We start from the raw sequence: 21,178 nt of genomic DNA, 5'->3' as shown, positions 1-21,178 counted from the left end.
GACATCGACGGCGGGCCGTGAGTTGTGTGGAGAGTTGTTGTCGCCAGGACGACAACAACTCTCCACACAACCAGGCGCCGACCACCGGGACGGCGGAAGCGGTCCGCGCGCCGGGTCGGAAGCGGCCAGCGGACCCGGGCCGGTAGCGGCCAGCGGACCCGGGCCGGTAGCGGCCAGCGCGCCCGGGCCGGTAGCGGCCAGCGCGCCCGGCCGGTAGCAGTCAGCGGACCGGGCCGGTGGCGAGGATGGCGTCGAGTCCCCGGAGGAAGAGGTCGTCGTCGCTCCACTGTGCGTCGTCGAGGTGGCCGGAGGCGGTGAGGGTGGGGTAGGCGGCGGCGTTCGTCTCCAGGTGCCGGCGGGCCTCGGCGCGTACCCGGGGGTCGTTCGTCTGGTGCCAGGTGGCTTCGGTGAGCGCCGCGCCGATGACGTAGTTGGCCACCAGCCGGGTCATCACGACCAGGTGGACGCCGGTGAACCCGGCGCGGACCAGCGCCGACTGGAGGAACTCCGTACGGGCGAGGACGTGCGGGCCGAGCATGGGTCGACCGATCAGGCTGGGCGCCCAGGGGTGGCGGAGCATGGCCGCCCGCCAGCCGGCGGTCAGCGTGCGGACGTCGTCGCGCCAGTCGGCGCCGCCGGCGGCCAGGGGATCCCCGACCGGGTCGTCGGTGACCACCGCGTGCTCGGTCGGGTTATCGGTGACCACCGCGTTCTCGGTCGGCAGCGGCACCTCGCCGAAGATCTGGTCGACGGCCAGGTCGAGGACGTCCTCCTTCGTGGTCACGTGCCAGTAGAGGGCCGTCGGGGTGACCCCGAGACGTTCCGCCAGCCGGCGCATGGTCAGCCCGTCGACACCGTGCCGGTCGAGCAGGGCCACGGCCGCCGTCACGATGCGCTCCCGGGTCAGCGGGGTGGCCCGGCGGTTGCGGGCCGGCTCGTCGCGCAGCCACACCGTGCCGGCCCTGCCGTCGGGGCCGCCACCCGGCCGGTCGGCGGGTGCCCCGGTCAATCCACTCGCGTCCACCCGCGCCAGCCTAGTACCGTGTCGGTTAACTTAACGTTGTTAGATTAGATGTTCACCGTCCGGGCGACCGCGTGCTCAGCTCACCGGCCGCCCCGGTGAACAGCGGCGTTCCCCCGGAAGGACGGTGGCGACCCGTGCCGCTGATGCGGATCCAGTTGGACAGCGACCGGTACACCGCGCGTCGGGTGGTGGAGTTGCACCGGGCCGGCAAGGTCCACCGCGAGTCCCGGGACGCCGCCCGCGCCGAGGTGTGGCGACGCGGGCGCACCCCCGCCGCCGAACCCGTCTTCGTCGGCACCACGAACGGCGAGCCGGTCCGGCTCATCTACGACGTCGAGGTCTACCGGGACGTGACGTCGTAGTCCCCGAAGGCCACGGTTACGCGTCCGGCCTGGCCGACCCCGCCCGGCCGGGCACCTGTCGACCCCCACCGGCACGAACGGCTGGCCGCCGGGCGGACGGACGACGGGCGGACGACCGGTCAGCGGACCGGGTCGTGGGTGCCGTGCGGGACGCCCGGCTTGCAACGGCGCAGCCGGTCCGCCGCCATCCGGCCGCCGACCGCCAGGCCGTGCCGCTCGACGGCGGTCAGGCCGTACGCGCTGCACGTCGGGGTGTAGCGGCACCGGCCCGGCCAGCGGTGCGACAACCACCGCCGGTAACCGAGGATCGCCGCCCGGCCGGCCCGGTCCACCGCCGGCGCGCGGCTGACCCGGGCGGTGGTCGCACCGAGGGTGAGCAGGAACGAGAAGAGGCCGAAGTCGCAGCAGGGCAGACCGTCACAGTCGCAGACGTCGCAGTCGGCGTCGCACCAGTCGCGCTTCTTCCGGCGCTGCTTACGCTTGAAATGGATCACGCCGTACATGATGCGACGGCCGCGCCACCGCCACCGACGGTGTGCCCCGGTAGGGTCCGGGGATGGACCAGCGGATCAGCCTGATCACGCTCGGGGTCGCCGACCTGCCCCGGGCCCGCGCCTTCTACGAGCAGCTCGGCTGGCGCGGCCAGGAGGTGCAGGAGACGGTCTTCTTCCAGGCCGGCGGGCTGGCCGTGGTGCTCTGGGGCCGGGCCGCGCTGGCCGCCGACGCCGGGGTGGCCGACACCGGTCCGGGGGCGATGTCCCTGGCGCACAACGTCCGCTCCCCCGCCGAGGTGGACGACATCCTGGCCGTCGCCGACCGGGCCGGGGCGCGGATCACCCGGCCGGCGGCGGAGACCTTCTACAGCGGGTACGCCGGCTGCTTCGCCGACCCGGACGGCCACCTGTGGGAGATCGCCTGGAATCCGGGTTTCCCGCTCGCCGGGGACGGCAGCCTCACCGTTCCCGACCTGACGTCCTGACCGTCCACGGTGGACATTGACGGCGGCGCGGCTCCGACCGGCACGGGGGCACGGGCCGGCGGGCGGCCGGGTCAGCGGTCGACGGTGCGGCGTACCCCGTCGTGCCCGGCGCAGGGCTTCGGCCGGCCGCCGGTCAGGCTGACCGAGCCGTCGCGGCAGAGCACCAGGTAGCCGCGTCCGGCCCAGAACTCGGGCACGCAGTCGAACCAGTCGCAGACCCGGTGGTCGGGCCGGCGGATTCGTTCCCCGCCGCAGTAGTCGTACCCCATCGGGTTGGCCGGCGCCCCGCAGCGCCGCTCCCGCACCACGGGCGGCGACGGGGCGGGCGACAGGGGTCTGGGGCGGGACGGGACAGGGGCGGCGGTGGCCGCCGCCGCCACCTCCGGGGTGACCGGCGGATCCGACTCGGCCAGCACCGCCGGCACCACCAGGGTCAGCGCGGCGGCCACCGCGACGGTACGTCGACCGCCGGGGATCCGGGCGCTGATCCGGGCCTGCGCGGGGGTGGCGATCGCCGGCCGGAACGGCGTGCTCTCGGCGTGCACGGCGATCAGCTCGTCGAGCTGGGCCAGGACGGCGGCCCGCTGCTCGATGGCGTCGGCGAAGGCCAGGGTGAGCACGAAGCGGAACTCGGCCGCCCGGCCCGGCGGCAGCAGCACGCCGGAGGTCTGCCGCCGGTCCAGGACCTGGACCAGGGTGACCGGCGCCGCCGGGTCGTGCAGCAGCCCGGTCATCTTCCCGTACGCCCAGTCGCGCCGGCCCCGCCCGCCGACCAGGACCAGTCGACGGTTGGTGACGACCGCGATGCCGGCGTCGGTGGCCCGGACCCCGTCGGGCAGCCGGTGCCGCAACCGGCCGCAGTCCGGCTCGACGACCAGCTCGGGGGCGGGTAGCACGCTGGTGTGCCGGACCTCCACCAGTTGCGCGCCGGGCATCGTCCACAGGACGACCTCGCCGGGGCTCAGCGCCAACGGCAGGCCGACCCCGGAGGCCGCCGTGCCCCGCAGGCCGACGGCGAGGGCACGCAGCCGGCGCAGCTCGTCGTCGCGGCGTCGCCAGGCCCGCTCGTCGGTGCGGAAGGCCCGCCGTCGCCGTTCGTTCTGCTGGCGTGCCCAGGTGTACCGCCAGGTCGAACCCGTCGAATCAGTCATCGCCACGCCGATCCCTCCGCCGCGCGAGCCACCAACCGGGGTGTTCACCGGGTTCAACGGCAACCACCGGCCCGACGGCCCGGAATTACGGATTTACCACCCGATCGGGGGATGGATCCGGCCGTAGGCGACACCCATCGTGCCGCTCCACCGTCGGTCCGACGCCGTGCGGGGCGGTGGGTCCATGGGTAACGTCAGCCGCAGCCGGGTCCGCAGCGCAGCGCCCGCACCACCGACGCCAAGGGGGTACCCCGTGACCGGCCCGGACCAGCGCCACCTGGTGCTCGGCGTCGACATCGGCACCACCAGCACCAAGACCGTGGCGTACGACACCGACGGCCGGCAGCTCGCCAGCCACTCCGTCGGCTACCCCCTCGACGAACCGCACCCCGGCTACGCCGAACAGGACCCGCAGCTCATCTTCGACGCGGTGGTGGAGACCGTCCGCACCGTCGTCACCGAGCTGGGCGACGGGATCGCCGGCCTGTCGTTCAGCACCGCGATGCACAGCCTGATCGGCCTCGACCCGGAGGGCGTACCGCTCACCCCGTCGGTGACCTGGGCCGACTCCCGGGCCAGCAGCCAGGCCGAACGGCTGCGCGCCGCGCCGTGGGGGCTGGACCTGCACCGGCGCACCGGCACCCCCGTGCACCCGATGGCCCCACTGCCGAAGATCCTCTGGTACGCCGAACAGGAGCCGACGCTGCACGGCCGGGTCGCCCACTGGGTCGGCATCAAGGACTACGTGCTGCTGCGGCTGACCGGCACGCTGGTCACCGACCATTCGGTCGCGTCGGCCACCGGGCTGCTGGACATCCACCGACTCGGCTGGGACGCCCAGGCGCTGCGGATCGCCCAGATCACCGAGGAACAGCTCCCCCGGCTCGTCCCCACCACCACCGTGCTGCCGGGGCTGACCGCCCGCGCCGCCATCGCCACCGGCCTGCCCGCCGACACCCCGATCGTGGTCGGCGCGGGCGACGGTCCGCTGGCCAACCTCGGCCTCGGCGCGGTACGCCCCGGCGTCGTCGCCTGCTCCATCGGCACCTCCGGGGCGATGCGGGTGGCCGTCGAACACCCCGCCGTCGACCCGCTCGGCGGGGTGTTCTGCTATGCGCTCACCGAGGACCGCTGGGTGGTCGGCGGCGCGATCAACAACGGCGGGATCGTGCTCCAGTGGGCCGGTGACGCGCTCGCCCCCGAGTTCGGCGAGCACGGCGAGGAGGAGCTGCTGGCGCTGGCCGCCACCGCACCGGTCGGCTCCGGCGGGTTGATCATGCTGCCGTACCTGCTCAGCGAGCGGGCCCCGCACTGGAGCGCGCTGCCGCGCGGGGCGTACGTCGGGCTGACCCACGGGCACCGCCGCGAGCATCTCGTCCGGGCCGCGTTGGAGGGGGTCTGCCAGCAGCTCGCCCTGGTCCTGGCGTCGGTCCGGGCGGCCGGCAACGAGGTCCGCGAGGTGCGGGCCAGCGGCGGCTTCGCCCGCAGTCCCCTGTGGCGGCAGATGCTCGCCGACGCGCTCGGCATGCCGGTGCGGTTCCCCGCCGGCCACGAGGGCTCCAGCTTCGGCGCGGCGCTGCTCGGGATGCAGGCGCTCGGCCTGATCGACTCCGTCGACGTCGCCGCCGACCTGGTGCGCATCGACGAGACGGTACGCCCCGAGCCGGCCTCCGCCGCCACCTACGCCGCCCTGCTCCCCCTGCACGCCGAGCTGTACGACGCGCTGGTGCCCACCTTCGCGTCGCTGCGCCGAATGGCCCCCAGCCTGCCGGCGGAGCCGCCACCCACACCCGCACCCATGTGATCGCCCGCCCCTCCGGGTCGGACGCCGTCCGAAGGTCGTGATTGCCGTGCCCACTCTCCTCGCCGCACCGGCCGAACCGGTCACCAACGCCGGTGACGCGCAGCTCGTCGTGGCCGCCCTGCTGGGCATCGCCGCGGTGGTGCTGCTCATCGCCTGGGGCAAGGTGCACCCCTTCCTGTCGCTGATCCTCGGTGCGGCGGTGCTCGGCGTGGTGGCCGCCATGTCCCCCGACGCGATGATCGAGTCGTTCAGCGCCGGGGTCGGCTCGACCGTCGGCGGGGTGGGCCTGCTGATCGCCCTCGGCGCGATGATCGGCGGTCTGCTCGCCGAGTCCGGCGGGGCGGACGGCATCGTCAACCGGGTCGTCGGGCGGGTCTCCGGCTCCGCCCTGCCCTGGGCGATGGCCGGGGTCGCGGCGCTGATCGGCCTGCCGCTCTTCTTCGAGGTCGGCGTGGTGCTGCTGGTGCCGATCGTGCTGCTGGTCTCCCTGCGTACCGACGTGCCGCTGATGAAGATCGGCATTCCGGCGCTGGCCGGCCTGTCGGTGCTGCACGGCCTCGTGCCGCCGCACCCGGGTCCGCTGGTGGCGATCTCCTCGCTCGACGCCGACCTGGGTCTCACCCTCGGGCTGGGTCTGATCATCGCGATCCCCACCGTGATCATCGCCGGTCCGGTGTTCGGCAACATCATCGCCCGCTACGTGCCGGCCACCGCCCCGGCCGCGCTGCTGCCCACCCGGCAGCCGGCCCCCGGTGGCGGCGGTCGACGCAGCCCCGGCAGCCCGGCCGCCCCCGCCGCCGGACGCGGCCGGGAATCCGCCGGCCCGGACACCGGGCGGGGACGGGGCGGCGACGACGTCGACGGCGACCTGCTCACCGACGACGACCTGGTCAACCCGGGCACCGGCCGGCCGGGCGCCCCGGTCGACGACAGCGGCACCGAGACCGCCCGGCGTACCCCCGGCTTCTGGCCGGCGGTGCTCACCGTGCTGCTTCCGGTGGTGCTGATGCTGCTGCGCGCGGTCGGCGAGCTGACCATGGCCGAGGGGACCTTCGCCCGGCAGGCCCTGGACGTCGTCGGCGCACCGATCGTGGCGCTGCTGGCCGGCGTGCTCGTCGCCATGTTCACCCTCGGCTACCAGGCCGGGTTCCACCGCGGTCAGGTCTCGTCGGTGCTCGGCGGCTCGCTGCCGCCGATCGCCGGCATCCTGCTGATCGTCGCCGCCGGTGGGGGCTTCAAGCAGGTGCTGGTGGACGCCGGGGTGGGCGACCTGGTCGCCGACGCGGCCAAGGACGCCGACCTCTCCCCGCTGCTGCTGGGCTGGCTGGTGGCCGTCGGCATCCGGGTCGCCACCGGCTCCGCGACCGTCGCCACGATCACCGCCGCCGGCATCGTCGCGCCGCTGGCGGCCACCCTGGACCGGCCGGAGGTGGCGCTGCTGGCGCTGGCCGTCGGCTGCGGCTCGCTGTTCTTCTCGCACGTCAATGACGCCGGCTTCTGGCTGGTCAAGGAGTACTTCGGGTTGACCGTCGGACAGACCATCAAGAGCTGGTCGGTGCTGGAGACGATCATCTCGGTGGTCGGCTTCGCCGGTGTGCTCCTGCTCGACCTGGTGGTGTAGCGGCCCGCCGCCGACCAGGCGGCGGGGCGGCAGGCGGCCGGGCGGCGGGCGGCCGGGCGGCAGGCGGCGGGGCGGCAGGCGGCGGGGCGGCCAGGCTCAGGCGCCGGGGATGTTGGCCGGCGGATCCTCACCGATCAGGCCCGCCGCCGGCTTCTCCGCCGACACAGGCAGGCCGAAGTCGGCGTACGTCAGGTCGAGCGCCGAGGCCCTGCCCGGCTCGTCGGACAGCTCGATCCGGTAGCGGACCAGCCGGCCCTGCGCGTCCACGGTCGCGGTGAACGGCACCGCCGCGGCCCGCTCGCCGAGCACCCCGCTCATCCCGCTGCCGAGCACCTCGGTGCTCCGACGCAGGTCCAGGGTGCCGGCGTAGGCGCGTTCGCCGGTGGCACGCACCTCGGTGGCCGCACCGAGCGTGCCGGCCAACCGGGTGTTGTCCACGCCGGTCCGCTTCCCGGCGGCGGCCTCGGCGGTGCCCAGGTGCCACCAGGTGCGGCCGTCCCACACCGGCACCCGCCGGTCCGGGGCGGTCACCTTGACGTAGACGTCGGTGCCGGTGGCGAGCCGTTCGACGACCACCTTGCCGTTCGCCACCACCAGCGTCGTCGTCTCCAGGCCGCGCCGGCCCTTCGGATCCCAGAGCAGCACGGTGCCGTCCCCGCCCGCACCGGCCCCGAGGGTCAACCGGTAGGACTCCTGGTCGACCCGTTGCGCGGCGGCGGCCAGCACGGCCGCCGGCCCGGCCGGGGCGGACGACCCGGCCGATGACGCCCCGCTGGAGGACGGCCCGGCGGCCGGGGTCGGCCCGGTGCCCCCGCCGTCCGAGGCGCAGCCGGCCAGGGTCGCCAGGGCGGTCAGCGCGGCGACGGTGACGGCGGCCAGTTTCGGGTGCTTCACGGCGGTCTCCCCCGGGGGTGCGCCCGCCGGCCGAGCCGATCGACGCTGGTGACAGAGCTGTCGCGCCAGCCTAGCCGGGCCACACACCCGTCCCCGGCCGCCCCACCCGGGCCACCACGGCCGCCCTGGCCGCCCCACCCAGCCACCACGGCCGCCCCGGCGACGATGAACGCGGGCCACCCCCGACGGGCGGGCGGGACGCCTCCCGTCCCGACCCACCGGAGGCCTCCGGTCAGGCTCGGCTGATCGCGTTGGCGTGGATCGCCTCGGCCAGGTACTCCGCCAGCCCCGGCGCGATCTTCTCGTAGTAGGCGGTGAACCGGGGATCGGCCAGGTACATGTCGGCCAGCCCGGTGTGCACCTCGTACGAGCAGTCGTAGAACCAGCGGACGATGAGCTGCCGGTGTTCCTCGGCCAGTTCCATCGCCTCCGCCGAGTCGGCGGGCGTCCCGGCGGTCAGCGCCGCCACGATCCGCCGGCCCCAGTCCTCCTGTTCCCCCTTGATACGCAGCCAGTCGTCCTTCGTGTAGCTCGCCGCCCGCCGGGTCGACACCCGGTACGCCTCGGTGTCGCCCCAGCGCTGCCGCGCCTCCTCGGCGTGCTCCTCCGGGTCGACGTCCCCGAAGACCTCGAACCGCTCCTCCGGGGTCAGGTTGATCTCCATCCGTCTCGCCTCCATCGCGATCTCGATCGCGGCGACCATCTCCTGGAGCTTCCCGATCCGCCCGGTCAGCAGGTCGTGCTGCCGGAGCAGGTGCGCCGCCGGGTCGGATGCCGGGTCGTCCAGGATCGCCGCGATCTCGTCCAGCGGAAACCCCAGCTCCCGGTAGAAACGGATGTGCTGCAACCGCTCCAGGTCCGCGTCGTCGTAGCGGCGGTAGCCGGCCGGCGTCCGGCCGCTCGGCGAGAGCAGCCCGATATCGTGGTAGTGGTGCAGCGTCCGGACCGTCACCCGGGCCGCCTTCGCCACCTGACCCACCGTGTACGCCATGGTCTCCTCCCTTCCGGCACCCAGGTTGCAGCCTGCCGTGACGTGAGGGTCAAGCCCGATCCTGCTCCGGGGCGGGATCAGCGGGTCGCCTCCAGGGCTGCCAGGCCGCCGGGCCGGCCGTACCGGTAACCCTGGCCGTGCAGGCAGCCGATCGCGGTCACCGCCTCGTGCTGCCCCTCGGTCTCCACCCCCTCGGCCACCACCGCCAGGTCGAACGCTCCGGCCAACCGGGTGACCATCTCCACCGTGGCGTACGCCCGCGCGTCGGTGTCGAGCCGGGCCACGAACGAGCGGTCGATCTTGAGATCGGTGGCCGGGATCCGGTGCAGGTAGCTCAACGACGAGTAGCCGGTGCCGAAATCGTCGATGGCGATCCGGATGCCCAGCTCACGGAGCTGGGCGAGCCGTTCCAGCACCGCCTCGCTGCCGTCGATCAGCGCCGACTCGGTCAGTTCCAGGGTGAGCGCGCGGGGCGCGAGGCCGGCGGTGGCGGTGGCCGCCGTGACGGTGGCGATCAGGTCGGGACGGCGCAGGTGCGCGGCGGCGATGTTGACCGCCACGGTCGCCTCGGGCACCCGGACACGCCAGGTCGCCGCAGCCCGGCACGCCTCGTGGATCACCCACCGGTCGATCGGCACGATCAGCCCGGTCTCCTCGGCCAACGGCAGGAACGCCGCCGGGGCGAGCAGGCCGAGCCGGGGATGCCGCCAGCGGACCAGGGCCTCCGCGCTGCGGACCGCGCCGGTGGCCAGGTCGACGATCGGTTGGTACTCCAGGTGGAGCTGCCGCTCGTCGACGGCCCGACGCAGGTCGGCGATCAGCTCGGCCCGGGTCACCGCCGACTCCCGCAGCGCCGGCGTGCAGGTGCGGTACGCGGACTTCCCGGCGGCCTTCGCCGCGTACATCGCGATGTCGGCGTCGCGCAGCAGGTCGGTGTGGGTGGCGTGCTGCGGGCCGAACTCGGCGATGCCGATGCTCGCCGACGGGTGGACCCCGACGTCCTCCTCCCCCGCGGACGGTTGCAGGGCGGCCAGCAGCCGGGCGGCCAGCCGTTCCGGGGCGACCGGGCGGTCCCCGTCGACCAGCACGGCGAACTCGTCGCCGCCGAGCCGGGCGATCGTGCCGTCGTCACCGACGGCCGTGCGCATCCGGCCCGCGATGCTGGTCAGCAGGGTGTCGCCGGTGGCGTGCCCGAACCGGTCGTTGACCTGTTTGAAGCCGTCCAGGTCGAGCAGCAGGACGGCGACCGGCGGCCCCTCGCGCAGCGCCTGGCGCAGCCGCCGGTTGAACATCAGCCGGTTCGGCAGGCCGGTGAGCTGGTCGGTGTAGGCGAGCCGACGCAGCCGGGCCACCAGCCGCAGGTTCTCGTTGGCGGCCAGCCCCTGCCGCAGGGCGAGCACCCCGAGCAGCGCCATCATGCCGACGAAGACCAGCGTCGGGGTCTGCCCGGTGGGTCGGCGGGCCAGCACCACCGCGATGATCGCCCCGCCCACCGGCAGGTACGGCAGCGCCACCCGCCACCAGGACGGGAGCGGGGACTCGCCGATCTCCTCGGCGCCGTCGCAGGTCGGTGGTGGCGGCCGGGTGGTGGCGATGCCGATCAGCAGGTAACTCAGCGGCCAGCAGACGTCGATCGGGTGGCCCGGGGCGTAGCTGCCGTGCGCGACCAGCGAGACGTAGACCGCGTCGGCGGCGGCCCGGGTCGCCAGGCTCGCCCCGAGCAGGGTCAGCGGTGGCCACACCGGCCGGGCCGGACCGGCCACCGCCACCAGGATGGTCAGCTGCATCAGGTCGATCATCGGGTAGAGCAGGCCGAAGGTGCGCAGCGGATCGTCGAGGTCGGCGGCGGCGATGTCGCGGAACACCACCACCCAGCCGATCGGGATCAGGGCCAGCCCGACGATCACCCCGTCGAGCACGGTGCGGGCCCGGCCGACCATGCTGCGCGGGGCGGTCAGCGCGGCCAGCAGGGCGGCCGTGCCGGTGACGATGCCGGCGGTGAAGACCGCCCCGATCAGCGGGGTGTGCGGCAGCTCCCCGGCGCGCAGCCGGTCCACCGTCCAGAGCAGCCGGCCACCGGCGGCCAGCGCCATGGTGAGCGCGAGGAGCGCCCAGAACCGGCGCAGCGGGGCAGGGTGCCGCCGCATCGTCCGGGCGCAGGCGTAGCTCGCCCAACCCGCCACGGCGGTGGCGGTGACGTCACTGACCAGCGCCGCACCGGGTAACGCGGCGAGCAGCCAGACCAGTTCCAGGACGACGGCCACCGCGGCGACGACCGCCCCCACCCGGGGGAGGGTCAGTGGTCGGATCGGTACGCCGGAGACGGCGTCCTGGGGCAGCACGGTGATCGCTCCGGCTCTCTCTCCAACGCGCACCTCGACCGTGCGGACGGCCCACGGACGGCGAACCATCGAAGCCTAGCCAGCCGGACGGATCGCCGCCACACCCACCGGGTCGGCTATCCGACCACTGGGGACAGGTCGGATCCGCGGGCGTCGGCCACGTCGTAGCTCGGCGGCCCCCCGTGCGTCCACGGTGTCTCCTCGGCCGGGGGGAACGTCCCGGCCGGCAGGAACGCCTCCGACAGGGTGGTCAGGCAGAGCCGCTCCCCCACCTGCGGCACGCTGCCCGGCGGCGCGGTCAGTCCCCGGCCCATCCCGCCCGACAGTTCCAGCACCACCTCGGTCCGGCCGTCCGCCGCCGGGGTCACGAACACCACCCTGGCCTTCTGGCCCGGCCGCGTCGTCGACCACAGGGTCGCCCCGACCGGCATCCGGACCGGGTCGGTGGTCACCACCTGGATCCTCGGCCGCAGCACCGGCCGCTTCCCGCTGTCGTCCACCCGCCCCGGGTCGGCCAGCGTCACGTCGGCGACGAACGCCTCCCCGGTCAGCCGGTGCTCGGCCATCACCAGCGGGTCGTCATAGGCGCGCTGCACCAGATAGACGCTCGCCGCGCGTTCCAGCCGGTGCAGCCGGACCGCCGCCGCGACCGCCCCGTCGTGCCGGGGCTGCGGGCCGCCGTCGGCGTCGAGGTGCTCGGCGTAGCCGGTGAAGGCGTCCCGGTCGCCGGCCCAGCGACCGGCCACCCGCGCCCCGGGCGGCAGCCCGCCGAGCAGTCCCAGGCCACGCCACATCAGCTCCCAGGTGGGCGCGAGCTGCCCGCGCAGCAGCCGCACCAGCTCCGCGTACGCCTCGTCGCGCGCGACCGGGTCGTCGTCGGCCGCCGCCCAGGCGGCCATCGCCGGGGCGAGCAGCACGTTGTCGAACTCCGGGTCGGTGGCCGGGCCGGCGGGCGGGCACACCCCCGGGTCCTCGGCGAGCGCGGCGGCCCGGGCACCGGTCCAGCCGGCCGGCGGGTCGATCCAGCCGAGCAGCGCCGGCAGGTGCAGGTCCTCCACCGCGCTCTGCCCGGTCGCCCAGTGCAGGGTAAGCGCGTCGGTCATCGCCAGCAACGCCGACGAGCCGGGCTGCTCGGCCCGTTCGGCGAAGAAGGTCAGCCACCGGCCGAGCAGCGGCACGACCGGGTGCACCGGATGGTCGCCGTCCGGGCGGCGGAACCGGGTCGACCGGCCCAGCAGCCGCAGGAAGGTGATCCCGGCCGGATTCGGCACCCAGAGCTGCGGGGCGTCGGAGTACCGGTACCGGACGTCGCGGCCCCGGTCCACGGCCACCGCCTCCGCGACCCCTCGGAAGCCGTCCAGCCAGGGCAGCACGAGCGCGGCCAGCTCGGTGACGAAGCGGAACCGCTGGTCCCGGTTACGGGGCTGCGGCACGATCAGCAGCCGGGCGTCGTCGGGGGCGGTGCCCACCAGCGCGGCCAGCGGGGCGTGCGCCTCACCGGCCATCGCCAGCGGCACCAGCACCAGCGGACGTTCCGCCAGGTGCAGGTGCCGGACGGTGGCGACCGGCTGGGCCACCCCGGCGGCGACGGCCTGGGCCTTCGCCAGCGCCCGCAGCGTACTCATGCGGGGTCGCCGGCGAGGGCGGCGGCGCGCAGCCGGGCGGCGGCCCGCAACAGCGCGGCGGCCTCCTCCCGCTCCGCCCCGGCGGTCGCCTCGCCGGCCGCCAGGGCCAGCACCTCGGACACCTCGGCGATACCACCGAGCGCCTCGCGCACCGGCCGACCCAACGCGCCGGTCTGCCCGCGCGCCTCGTCCCGGCAGAAGTACGCCAGCTCGCAACCGGCCAGGCAGTCCGGCGCGTAGCGGGCCGGCACGGTCCGCAGCGCGGCGGTCAGCGTCGCCGGGTCGGCCGCCGGGTCGGCGGTGAAGTCGGCCGGCACGGCGGCGAGCAGGTCGTCCAGCCGGGCCATCCGGTCCAGTTGGCGGCGCAGCACCAGCAGTTGCTTGCGGACGTCGATCAGGCTGGCCACCGGCCGGTTGGCGAAGTCCTGCGGGCAGACCAGCACCACCTCGTGCGACACCGACTCCGGATCCCGTCCCCCGGCGGCCAGCAGGTCGCGTAGGGCCAGCACGTAGACGGCCGACTGGATGGCGGCGGCGGACACCTTCGCCGGGTCGGCCTGCCCGTCGATCACCGGGAACGACTTGATCTCCACGACGTGGAACCGGCCACCGAGCCGGGCGGCCACCAGGTCCGGTTCCAGGTGCACCCGCTGACCCGCGACGTCCAGCCCGAGCAGCGGGTGGTCGAACAGTGCGGCGTCCGGCCCGGTGGCGGTCAATGCGGCACGGGACCGTTCCCGCCGGTCCGGCAGGTCGTCCGCCCCGCCCAGGTCCGTCCAGCTCGCCCGCGGCGGCACCGGTACGCCCAACCGCTGCGCGACCAGCCGCAACAGCTCCGCTCCACCGTCCGCCTTCACCTGGGCCTCGAACGCGTTGCCCCGGGTGATGGCGAACCGGGACTGGCCGAACCGGGCCGGGAAGCCGACCCGCCCGGCGAGCGCCGTCTTGTCCACCCCGGCACCGTCCAGCACCGCCCGCCGGGCGCAGCCGGGGTTACCGGTGAGCGCGGCGAGGGTCCGGGCGTTGTGTCGTTTCGGGGGCGCGTCGCCCCGGATCGCGGCCAGGCGTTGCGCGGTGCTCGTCACGACAGGCCACGATAGCCGCCCCTGCCGACCCGGCCCGGCCCGACGACGCCCGCGTCGTGCCGGCAGACCGGGAGCGCACCGGGTTCAGCCGCCGGCGGACCGGGAGCGCACCGGGTTCAGCCGCCGGCAGACCGGGAGCGCACCGGGTTCAGCGGCCGGCGGACCGGTTCCAGGGCGAACGGGGCGAGTGGGCACCGGCGAGCCGACGGCGACGACGGCGCGACCGGCGACGGCCGGGGGTGCAGGGCGGGCGGGTGCCGGTCGGCGCCGGCCCGGGCGGCGGTCCGCCGATCAGCCAGCACAGGAAGCGGGCCACGGTCAGCCGACCGGGAGGCGGCGGGCCTCGTCGGCGCTGACGGCGTACTCGGTGCCGCAGAACGAGCACTGCTGCGCGTACCGGGTCCGGATGGGGATCAGCGGGACGAAGAAGAGGCTGAACTTCGTGACCCGGCGGCTGATCACCTGCGCGGCCTGGTTGCCGCAGTGCCGGCAGACGGCGGTCACCACCCCCGCCCGGGTGACCCGGGTACGGAGTCCGAAGATGAGGAGCATCGTCGGGCAGTACCCAGCCCGGTGCGCCGGGAACCACCGGGCGGGGATTTCCCCGCCGGGGTGGTGCCCGGACCGGCGGGCACCACCCCGGCGGGCGACGCCGCCGGCCCGGTCAGGGCGTCCAGTCCGGGCGCAGCGGGTAGTCGTTGCCGCCCGCCGGCCCGTTGCGGGTGGCCAGCACCTGGTGCAGCTGGATGCCGTTGCGCTCGAAGGCCAACCGCGACCCGGCCATGTAGAGGCCCCAGACCCGGGCCGTGCCCAGGCCCACCTCGTCGACGCAGAAGTCCCAGTTCGCCACGAGGTTGCGGCACCAGGCGGCCAGCGTCAGCGCGTAGTGCTGCCGCAGGTTCTCCTCGTGGTGCACCTCGAACCCGGCGTCGTGCACCTCGCCGATCAGGCGGCCCGGCCCGGCCAGCTCGCCGTCGGGGAAGACGTACCGGTCGATGAACGCGCCCGAGCGGTGCGGCGCGCGGTTGTCGGCCCGGGTGATGCAGTGGTTGAGCAGCCGGCCACCGGGCCGTAGCCGGTCCCGCAGCGCCCGGAAGTACGCCGGGTAGTTGCGAACCCCGATGTGCTCGGTCAACCCGATCGAGGAGACCGCGTCGAACTGCTCCCGCGGGGCGTCGCGGTAGTCGAGGTGGCGCACCTCGGCCAACCCGGCCAGGCCCTCGCGTTCGATGGCCGCCTGCGCCCACTGCGCCTGCGCCCGGGACAGGGTCACCCCGATCGCCCGTACGCCGTACTCGCGGGCCGCGTGCCGGACCATCCCGCCCCAGCCGCAGCCGACGTCGAGCAGGCGCATCCCCGGCCGGAGCGCCAGCTTGCCGGCGACCAGGTCGTACTTGGCCGCCTGGGCCTGCTCCAGGGTGTCGGTCGGGCTGCGGTACACCGCGCAGGTGTACGTCATCGAGTCGCCGAGAACCTTCTCGTAGAAGGCGTTCGACACGTCGTAGTGGTGCGAGATGGCCGTGCTGTCCCGGCCCCGGGAGTGCCGCAGCCCGCCCATCACCCGCCGCCAGCGGGGCAGCGCCTCCTGCGGCGGGGTGGGCGGGGGCCGCAGCCGCTCCCAGCCGAGCCCGCGCGCCAGGGCCAGCCCCTCGGCCACCGACGGAATCCGCAACCGCAGGTCGGACAGGACGCTCAGGGCCTCGTACGGGTCGCCGGGGTGCACCCCGCCCAGTCCCAGGTCACCGCTGACGTACGCGCGTACCATGCCCAGGTCACCCGGGGCGGTGAGCAGGTAGGACAGTCCCCGCTCGGAACGGACGTCGAGGGTGATCCCGGCGTCGGCCGGGCCGATCGCGCTGCCGTCGTAGCCGGTGACGCGGACCGGCAGGTCCCCCGTGGTGACCGCGCGGACGACGTCGGCGACGGTCGGACCGGGCCGACCTCCCGCCGGTGGGCTGGCCGGGGCGCCCGCCGCCCCCTGTTCTCGGTCGGTCAGGCTCATCTTCGTGCAACCGCCTTCTCGTAGAGTCCGGTGAGCCGGTGGTCCGGGTCGTAGCGGTCCTTGACGGCACGCCAGGTCTCCCCGCCGTAGAGCCGGTCGAAGGCCGCCCGGTCGTAGTACGCGTCGGAGTAGAGCGACTTGTGCCCGCCCAGCTCCGACACCGCCCGCTCGATCGAGCGGTTCACGTCGCCGTCGGCGGCACCCGCCGCGATCGGCACGCTGCCCCAGAACCCGACGTTGACGTACGTCCGGCCGGGGTGCAGCGGGTAGAGCGGCCAGGCGCGGGCCGAGCCGGGGCCGGCGGGCTCCCGCAGCCGCAACGGGCAGAGCCACACCGGGGTCATCCCCACCTCGCGGTCGAACCAGCGCAGGAACTCGGCCGTGGCATCCAGCGGGATCTCGACGTCCTGGACGACCCGTTCCCGGGCCGGTCGGCCCCGCCACCGGTCCACCCGGGCCGCCACCTGGTGCCGGTGCTCCAGCCGGACCAGCCGGTGGTAGACGTCGCTGCGCCGCCAGCGGGCCGGCCAGAGCCGACGCACCACCGGGTGCTGGACCCCGAACGCCGCCGAGCACCAGAACCAGTCGGTGTCCCACCGCCACAGGTAGTCGCGGCCGCTGAGGGTGTCCCGCACCCGGCGGCGCAACGAGCGGTAGTAGATGTCCTGGCCGGTGTAGTCGCTGGGCCGCTCCGGTTCGTCGGTGAAGGAGCCGAGGACCAGGTAGGACTCGCCGGGGCTGAACACCACGCCGTCCATCGCGTCGACCGGGCGTCCCTCCCACTCGCCCTTGGCGACCACGTCGGCGATCGCGTCGGTCAGCTCCGTCAGCCGGGTGAACCGGACGTTGCGCAGGGCCACCGCCCGGCCCACCGGCTGGAGTTCGATGCGCAGCCGGGTGGCGTACCCCAGGCTGCCCAGCGAGTTGGGGAACGCGGCGAACAGGTCGGCGTGCGGCCCGTCCGGGCGGGCGGTGACCACCTCCCCGGCACCGGTGAGGACGTCCATGTCGAGCACCGACTCGTGCGGGAGCCCGTTGCGGAACGACGTCGACTCGATGCCCAGCCCGGTGACCGCGCCACCCAGGGTGATCGTCCGCAACTGCGGTACCACCAGGGGCATCAGCCCGTGCGGGAGGGTCGCGTCGACCAGGTCCTCGTAGGTGCACATGCCCTGGACGTCGGCGGTCCGGGCGACCGGGTCGACCGACAGGACGCCGCCCAACCCGCTCACGTCGAGCCCGGGGGCGCCGGTGGCCGACCGGGGCCGGAACAGGTTGGAGGTGCGTTTGGCCAACCGTACGGGGTACCCGGGAGGAACGGCGGCGTACGACCGCCGCAACGCGTCCACCGCCAGCTCATGATCACGCTGTGCGCGCATGAGATCACCTTACGCGCGAAGCGGTGTTCCGGGGGGACACCCCGCACCGACCGTCTCCCGGGGTGTCCGGTCGTCGACCGGGTCACCGTACGGTGGGCCGACTGGCCGTCGACCCCGCCGGTGGGTCACCATTCCGCCATGGCCGTCCCCGATCCCCACCGCGACCCGTCCGGCACCGTGTACGGCGGCCGACCGGCTGCCCGGCCCGGCCCGCCCCGTGATCCGCTGATGCGGTTCGCGCTGGTCACCGGGCTGGCGGGCGTCCTGGTGGGGGTCTTCTTCGCCACCGGCGTGCTGGGCGGCGGCGAGGGTGGGCAACCGGTGGTACCCGCCGCCGCGCCCACCCCCGGCACGACGGCCGAGGCGGCACCGGCGACCAGCCCACCGTCGCCCACCCCGACCCCGTCGCCCACCCCGACCCCGTCGCCCACCACCCCGGCCCCGGTCTCCGGGCCGATCGTGCTGCGCGCGGTCACCTCCGGTCTCTGCCTCGGCACCGACGGCGGCGGCGAGACGGCCACCGCCGAGCTGGCCGCCTGCACCGGCGGGCCGGAACAGCGGTGGGTCGCCAACCCGGTCGCCCCGGACCTGGTGACGCTCACCAACGCCGCCCACGGGCAGTGCCTCGACGTCGAGGGCGGCAGCCGGGACGACGGCGCGCGGCTCCTGCAGTTCGGCTGCCACGGGCAGGTCAACCAGCAGTGGCGGCTGACCCCGGTCGGCACCGGGCCGGTCCTGCTGGTCGGCGTCGGGTCCGGCCGCTGCGCACAGGTCCGCGACGGCGGCACCGCGCCCGGCGACGACCTGGTGCAGGCCACCTGCACCGCCGCCGTCGGCCAGCAGTGGACCGTGGGCTGACCGGCCGGCGCGGCGGTGGACCCTCGGCTGACCGGCCGGCCAGCGGTGGACCCTCGGCTGACCGGCCGGCCAGCGGTGGACCCTCGGCTGGCGGGCCGGCGCGGGTGGGTCGGCATGCGGTTCCCCTTCCGCCGGTCAGCCCCGGTAGCTCCAGGCACCGGTGGTCCCGGCGGGCACCGGCACCGGCAGCGTCGGGGGTGGCACCGACCGGCGTCCGCGTCGCAGCAGCAGCGACAGCACCCCGGCCCCGATCGAGAGCGCCCCGGCCACGTACCAGGCCGGCGCGTAGTCGCCGAGCCGGTCGCGGACCAGACCGGCGCCGGTCGCCGCGACAGCCGCCCCGAACTGATGTGCGGCGAAGACCCAGCCGAAGACCACCGCCGCCGAGTCGCCGAAGTACTCCCGGCACAGCGCCACCGTCGGCGGCACGGTCGCCACCCAGTCCAGCCCGTAGAAGACGACGAAGACCAGCATGCTCGGCCCGGTGCCGCCGGTGAACAGGCCGGGTAGCACCAGCAGCGACAGCCCGCGCAGCGCGTAGTAGGCGGCGAGCAGCAGCCGGCTGTCCACCCGGTCGGTGAGCCAGCCCGAGGCGATGACCCCGACGATGTCGAAGAGCCCGACCAGGGCGAGCAGACCCGCCGCCGTGGTCTGCGGCACCCCGTGGTCGTGCGCGGCCGGCACGAAGTGGGTGCCGACCAGGCCGTTGGTGGTCGCCCCGCAGATCGCGAAGCCGCCCGCGAGCAGCCAGAACGGGCGGGTCCGGGCGGCGGCGGTGAACGCGGCCACCGCCCGCGCGGCGGCCCCGCCGGCCGACGGCGGCCGGGCCGTCACCTCGGTCGCGCCGTAGGCGGGCAGGCCGAGGTCCGCCGGGTGTTCCCGCAACCACCACACCACCAGGGGTACGACCGCCAGCGCGGCCCCGGCCACCACCAGTGCCGCCGTACGCCAGCCGTGGTCGCGGACCAGCACCGCGAGCAGCGGCAGGAAGACCAGTTGGCCGGCGGTCCCACCGGCGGTGAGCACCCCGGTGACCAGCCCCCGGCGGCGGACGAACCAGCGCCCGGTGACGGTGGCGACGAAGGCCAACGCCATCGAACCGGTGCCCAGCCCGACCAGCACGCCCCAGCAGAGGATCAGCTGCCAGCTCGCGGTCATGAAGACGGTCAGCCCGCTGCCCAGGGCCACCAGCGCCAACGCGCCGGCCACCACCCGCCGGATGCCGAACCGGTCCATCAACGCGGCGGCGAACGGCGCGGTCAGCCCGTAGAGCAGCAGGTTGACCGAGACGGCGGCGGAGATGGTGGCCAGCGGCCAGCGGAACTCGGCGTGCAGCGGGTGCAGCAGCACCGACGGGGTGGCGCGGAAGCCGGCCGCGCCGACCAGCGCGACGAAGGCGACGGCGGCCACGGTCCAGGCCGGATGGAGACGACGGGGTCGGGTCACGTACCGAGTCTCGGCGGCGGCCCGACCCGGTGGTGAGTGGCCGGAAAGCCATCGTGCGCAATAATCGGGCCATGACCCCCGTGCCGCACCGGATCGGCGTGCTCGCCCTCGACGGGGTGGTCGGCCTCGACCTGGGCACCCCGGCACAGGTCTTCGGGGCGGCCCGCGACGCCGACCGGCGACCGCTCTACACCGTCGACACCTGCACCCCCGGCGGCCACCCGGTGCGCAGCTCCGCCGGTTTCCGGGTCCTCCCCGACCACGGGCTCGACCTGCTGGCCACCGTCGACACGGTGGTGCTGCCCGGCCTGCACGGCAGCGCGCCGATGACCGACGGCACGATCGACCCGGCGGTGACCGTGGCGCTGCGGGCCGCCCACCGGCGGGGCGCGCGGATCATGTCGATCTGCACCGGCGCGTTCGCGCTGGCCGCCGCCGGACTGCTCGACGGGCTGCCGGCGACCACCCACTGGGCGTACGCGGACCACTTCCACCGGCTCCACCCGACCGTCGACCTCGACCCGGACGTGCTCTTCATCGACACCGGCCGGGTGCTCACCTCGGCCGGCGTGGCCGCCGGGATCGACCTCTGTCTGCACGTCGTCCGCCGCGACCACGGCAGCGCGGTGGCCAACCGGGCGGCCCGGCGCTGCGTGGTGCCGCCGTGGCGCGACGGCGGCCAGGCCCAGTACATCGAACGGCCGGTGCCCCGCACCCCCGCCAGCGGCACCTCGGCCACCCGGGAGTGGGCCCGGCAACGGCTGCACGAGCCGGTCACCCTGCGGGAACTGGCCGCCCACGCCCGGATGAGCGTCCGCACCTTCACCCGGCACTTCCGCTCGGAGACCGGGCTGAGCCCGGCGCAGTGGCTACTCCAGCAGCGCACCGACCACGCCCGGCTGCTCCTGGAGACCACCGACCTGAGCGTCGAACAGGTGGCCCGGCGGGCCGGCTTCGGCACCACCGCCGCGCTGCGCCAACGGCTGCACACCCGGATCGGGGTCTCCCCGTCGGCCTACCGCCGGACCTTCCGCCGCCCCGGCACCGGGCCCGACGGCTCACCGCCCGCCCCGGTCCCCGGGCCGACGCCGGGCTCAGGCGGGTTGCGGCTGGTCGCGGAGCATCCGTAGCTGCGCCAGGTGCCGGGGCAGGTGCACCCGGGCGTGCAGGTCGAGCGTGCGCGACCAGGGCAGCGGTTCGTCGACGACCAGTTCGAAACCCTCCCGCAGGTGCGTCTCGACCGGGGTGTCGGCGGCCGGGCCGAGCCGGTCCACCAGCGCGCAGAGCCGCCGGCTGGTGGCCCGCAGCACGGTGGTCAGGCCGGGCAGCCCGCCGCACTCGGCGACCAGGGCGTCCAGCTCCGGCCGGTGGACGCCGGCCAGGTCGTAGAAGGCGAACGGCGCACCGGCCAGCACCGCCTCGGACACCTCGCTCATCAGCCCGTCGTTGGCGACCAGGTGCGCCACGATCCGCGCCGCGTCCCACCCGCCCGGCCCCGCCGGGCCGAAGCCGCCCGCCTCCGCCTCGGCGAGCACGCTCCGGTACGCCGCTCGCAGCCCCGCGCTCTCCACCCACCCAGTCAACCCCGCGGCACCCCGTCGGGCGGGGGGTTGTG

General features: G+C 75.2%; 19 protein-coding genes. 6 read left to right on the top strand and 13 right to left on the bottom strand.

Annotated elements, in window-relative coordinates:
- Positions 1-220: 220 nt before the first annotated feature.
- Positions 221-1,024: a TetR/AcrR family transcriptional regulator gene (locus O7612_RS06590; protein ID WP_282271361.1), complete on the bottom strand. Its 804-nt coding sequence runs from the start codon at positions 1,022-1,024 to the stop codon at positions 221-223.
- Positions 1,025-1,167: 143 nt separating this feature from the next.
- Between O7612_RS06590 and O7612_RS06585 the strand changes: the two genes are divergently transcribed.
- On the top strand, positions 1,168-1,386 hold the full coding sequence (locus O7612_RS06585; protein WP_231932830.1) for a hypothetical protein: 219 nt from the start codon (positions 1,168-1,170) through the stop codon (positions 1,384-1,386).
- Between the two features lie 119 nt (positions 1,387-1,505).
- On the opposite strand, the gene yidD is transcribed toward O7612_RS06585, so the two are convergent.
- Positions 1,506-1,718: a membrane protein insertion efficiency factor YidD gene (gene yidD, locus O7612_RS06580; protein ID WP_282273825.1), complete on the bottom strand. Its 213-nt coding sequence runs from the start codon at positions 1,716-1,718 to the stop codon at positions 1,506-1,508.
- 224 nt (positions 1,719-1,942) lie between these two features.
- Between yidD and O7612_RS06575 the strand changes: the two genes are divergently transcribed.
- Positions 1,943-2,365: a VOC family protein gene (locus tag O7612_RS06575; RefSeq protein ID WP_282271359.1), complete on the top strand. Its 423-nt coding sequence runs from the start codon at positions 1,943-1,945 to the stop codon at positions 2,363-2,365.
- 71 nt (positions 2,366-2,436) lie between these two features.
- Here the strand turns inward: O7612_RS06575 and O7612_RS06570 are convergent, their stop codons facing one another.
- Complete coding sequence (locus tag O7612_RS06570) at positions 2,437-3,522, bottom strand: hypothetical protein (protein ID WP_282271357.1); 1,086 nt, start codon at positions 3,520-3,522, stop codon at positions 2,437-2,439.
- 247 nt (positions 3,523-3,769) lie between these two features.
- Here O7612_RS06570 and O7612_RS06565 point away from each other — a divergent pair, with 247 nt between their 5' ends.
- Complete coding sequence (locus O7612_RS06565; protein ID WP_282271355.1) at positions 3,770-5,320, top strand: gluconokinase; 1,551 nt, start codon at positions 3,770-3,772, stop codon at positions 5,318-5,320.
- A 46-nt stretch (positions 5,321-5,366) separates the two neighbouring features.
- Positions 5,367-6,941, top strand: a complete 1,575-nt coding sequence (locus O7612_RS06560) for an SLC13 family permease (protein ID WP_282271353.1) — start codon at positions 5,367-5,369, stop codon at positions 6,939-6,941.
- A 96-nt stretch (positions 6,942-7,037) separates the two neighbouring features.
- On the opposite strand, the gene O7612_RS06555 is transcribed toward O7612_RS06560, so the two are convergent.
- From O7612_RS06555 to O7612_RS06520, 8 genes are all read right to left on the bottom strand, one after another.
- On the bottom strand, positions 7,038-7,835 hold the full coding sequence (locus O7612_RS06555) for a hypothetical protein (protein WP_282271351.1): 798 nt from the start codon (positions 7,833-7,835) through the stop codon (positions 7,038-7,040).
- Between the two features lie 232 nt (positions 7,836-8,067).
- A complete protein-coding gene (locus O7612_RS06550) occupies positions 8,068-8,826 on the bottom strand; it encodes a MerR family transcriptional regulator (RefSeq protein WP_282271349.1) in 759 nt (252 codons plus the stop codon).
- A gap of 77 nt (positions 8,827-8,903) precedes the next feature.
- Positions 8,904-11,201, bottom strand: coding sequence for an EAL domain-containing protein (locus O7612_RS06545; protein WP_282271347.1), 2,298 nt, complete (start codon positions 11,199-11,201; stop codon positions 8,904-8,906).
- A gap of 83 nt (positions 11,202-11,284) precedes the next feature.
- Positions 11,285-12,793, bottom strand: a complete 1,509-nt coding sequence (locus O7612_RS06540) for a hypothetical protein (protein ID WP_282271345.1) — start codon at positions 12,791-12,793, stop codon at positions 11,285-11,287.
- A complete protein-coding gene (locus O7612_RS06535; protein ID WP_282271343.1) occupies positions 12,790-13,878 on the bottom strand; it encodes a hypothetical protein in 1,089 nt (362 codons plus the stop codon). The genes O7612_RS06540 and O7612_RS06535 overlap by 4 nt, the downstream gene beginning before the upstream one ends.
- A gap of 318 nt (positions 13,879-14,196) precedes the next feature.
- A complete protein-coding gene (locus O7612_RS06530; RefSeq protein ID WP_282271341.1) occupies positions 14,197-14,430 on the bottom strand; it encodes a zinc-ribbon domain-containing protein in 234 nt (77 codons plus the stop codon).
- A gap of 112 nt (positions 14,431-14,542) precedes the next feature.
- A complete protein-coding gene (locus tag O7612_RS06525) occupies positions 14,543-15,880 on the bottom strand; it encodes a class I SAM-dependent methyltransferase (protein ID WP_282271340.1) in 1,338 nt (445 codons plus the stop codon).
- A complete protein-coding gene (locus tag O7612_RS06520; protein ID WP_282271339.1) occupies positions 15,877-17,259 on the bottom strand; it encodes an FAD-binding oxidoreductase in 1,383 nt (460 codons plus the stop codon). The genes O7612_RS06525 and O7612_RS06520 overlap by 4 nt, the downstream gene beginning before the upstream one ends.
- 138 nt (positions 17,260-17,397) lie before the next feature.
- Here O7612_RS06520 and O7612_RS06515 point away from each other — a divergent pair, with 138 nt between their 5' ends.
- A complete protein-coding gene (locus tag O7612_RS06515; protein WP_282271338.1) occupies positions 17,398-18,117 on the top strand; it encodes an RICIN domain-containing protein in 720 nt (239 codons plus the stop codon).
- A gap of 135 nt (positions 18,118-18,252) precedes the next feature.
- Here O7612_RS06515 and O7612_RS06510 read toward each other — a convergent pair whose 3' ends face one another.
- Entirely contained in the window at positions 18,253-19,563 is a 1,311-nt protein-coding gene (locus tag O7612_RS06510) for an MFS transporter (RefSeq protein ID WP_282271337.1), read from the bottom strand.
- A 71-nt stretch (positions 19,564-19,634) separates the two neighbouring features.
- Between O7612_RS06510 and O7612_RS06505 the strand changes: the two genes are divergently transcribed.
- Entirely contained in the window at positions 19,635-20,693 is a 1,059-nt protein-coding gene (locus tag O7612_RS06505) for a helix-turn-helix domain-containing protein (protein ID WP_282271336.1), read from the top strand.
- Here O7612_RS06505 and O7612_RS06500 read toward each other — a convergent pair.
- Complete coding sequence (locus O7612_RS06500) at positions 20,658-21,134, bottom strand: hypothetical protein (RefSeq protein WP_282273824.1); 477 nt, start codon at positions 21,132-21,134, stop codon at positions 20,658-20,660. The two genes, O7612_RS06505 and O7612_RS06500, sit on opposite strands and share 36 nt — an antisense overlap.
- Between the last annotated feature and the right edge of the window lie 44 nt (positions 21,135-21,178).

Source organism: Micromonospora sp. WMMD987 (genome assembly GCF_029581435.1).
In the GTDB taxonomy this organism is placed as follows: domain Bacteria; phylum Actinomycetota; class Actinomycetes; order Mycobacteriales; family Micromonosporaceae; genus Micromonospora; species Micromonospora rifamycinica.
The sequence above is the reverse complement of the archived record's forward strand: the minus strand, read 5'-3'. Positions and strand labels throughout refer to the sequence as shown.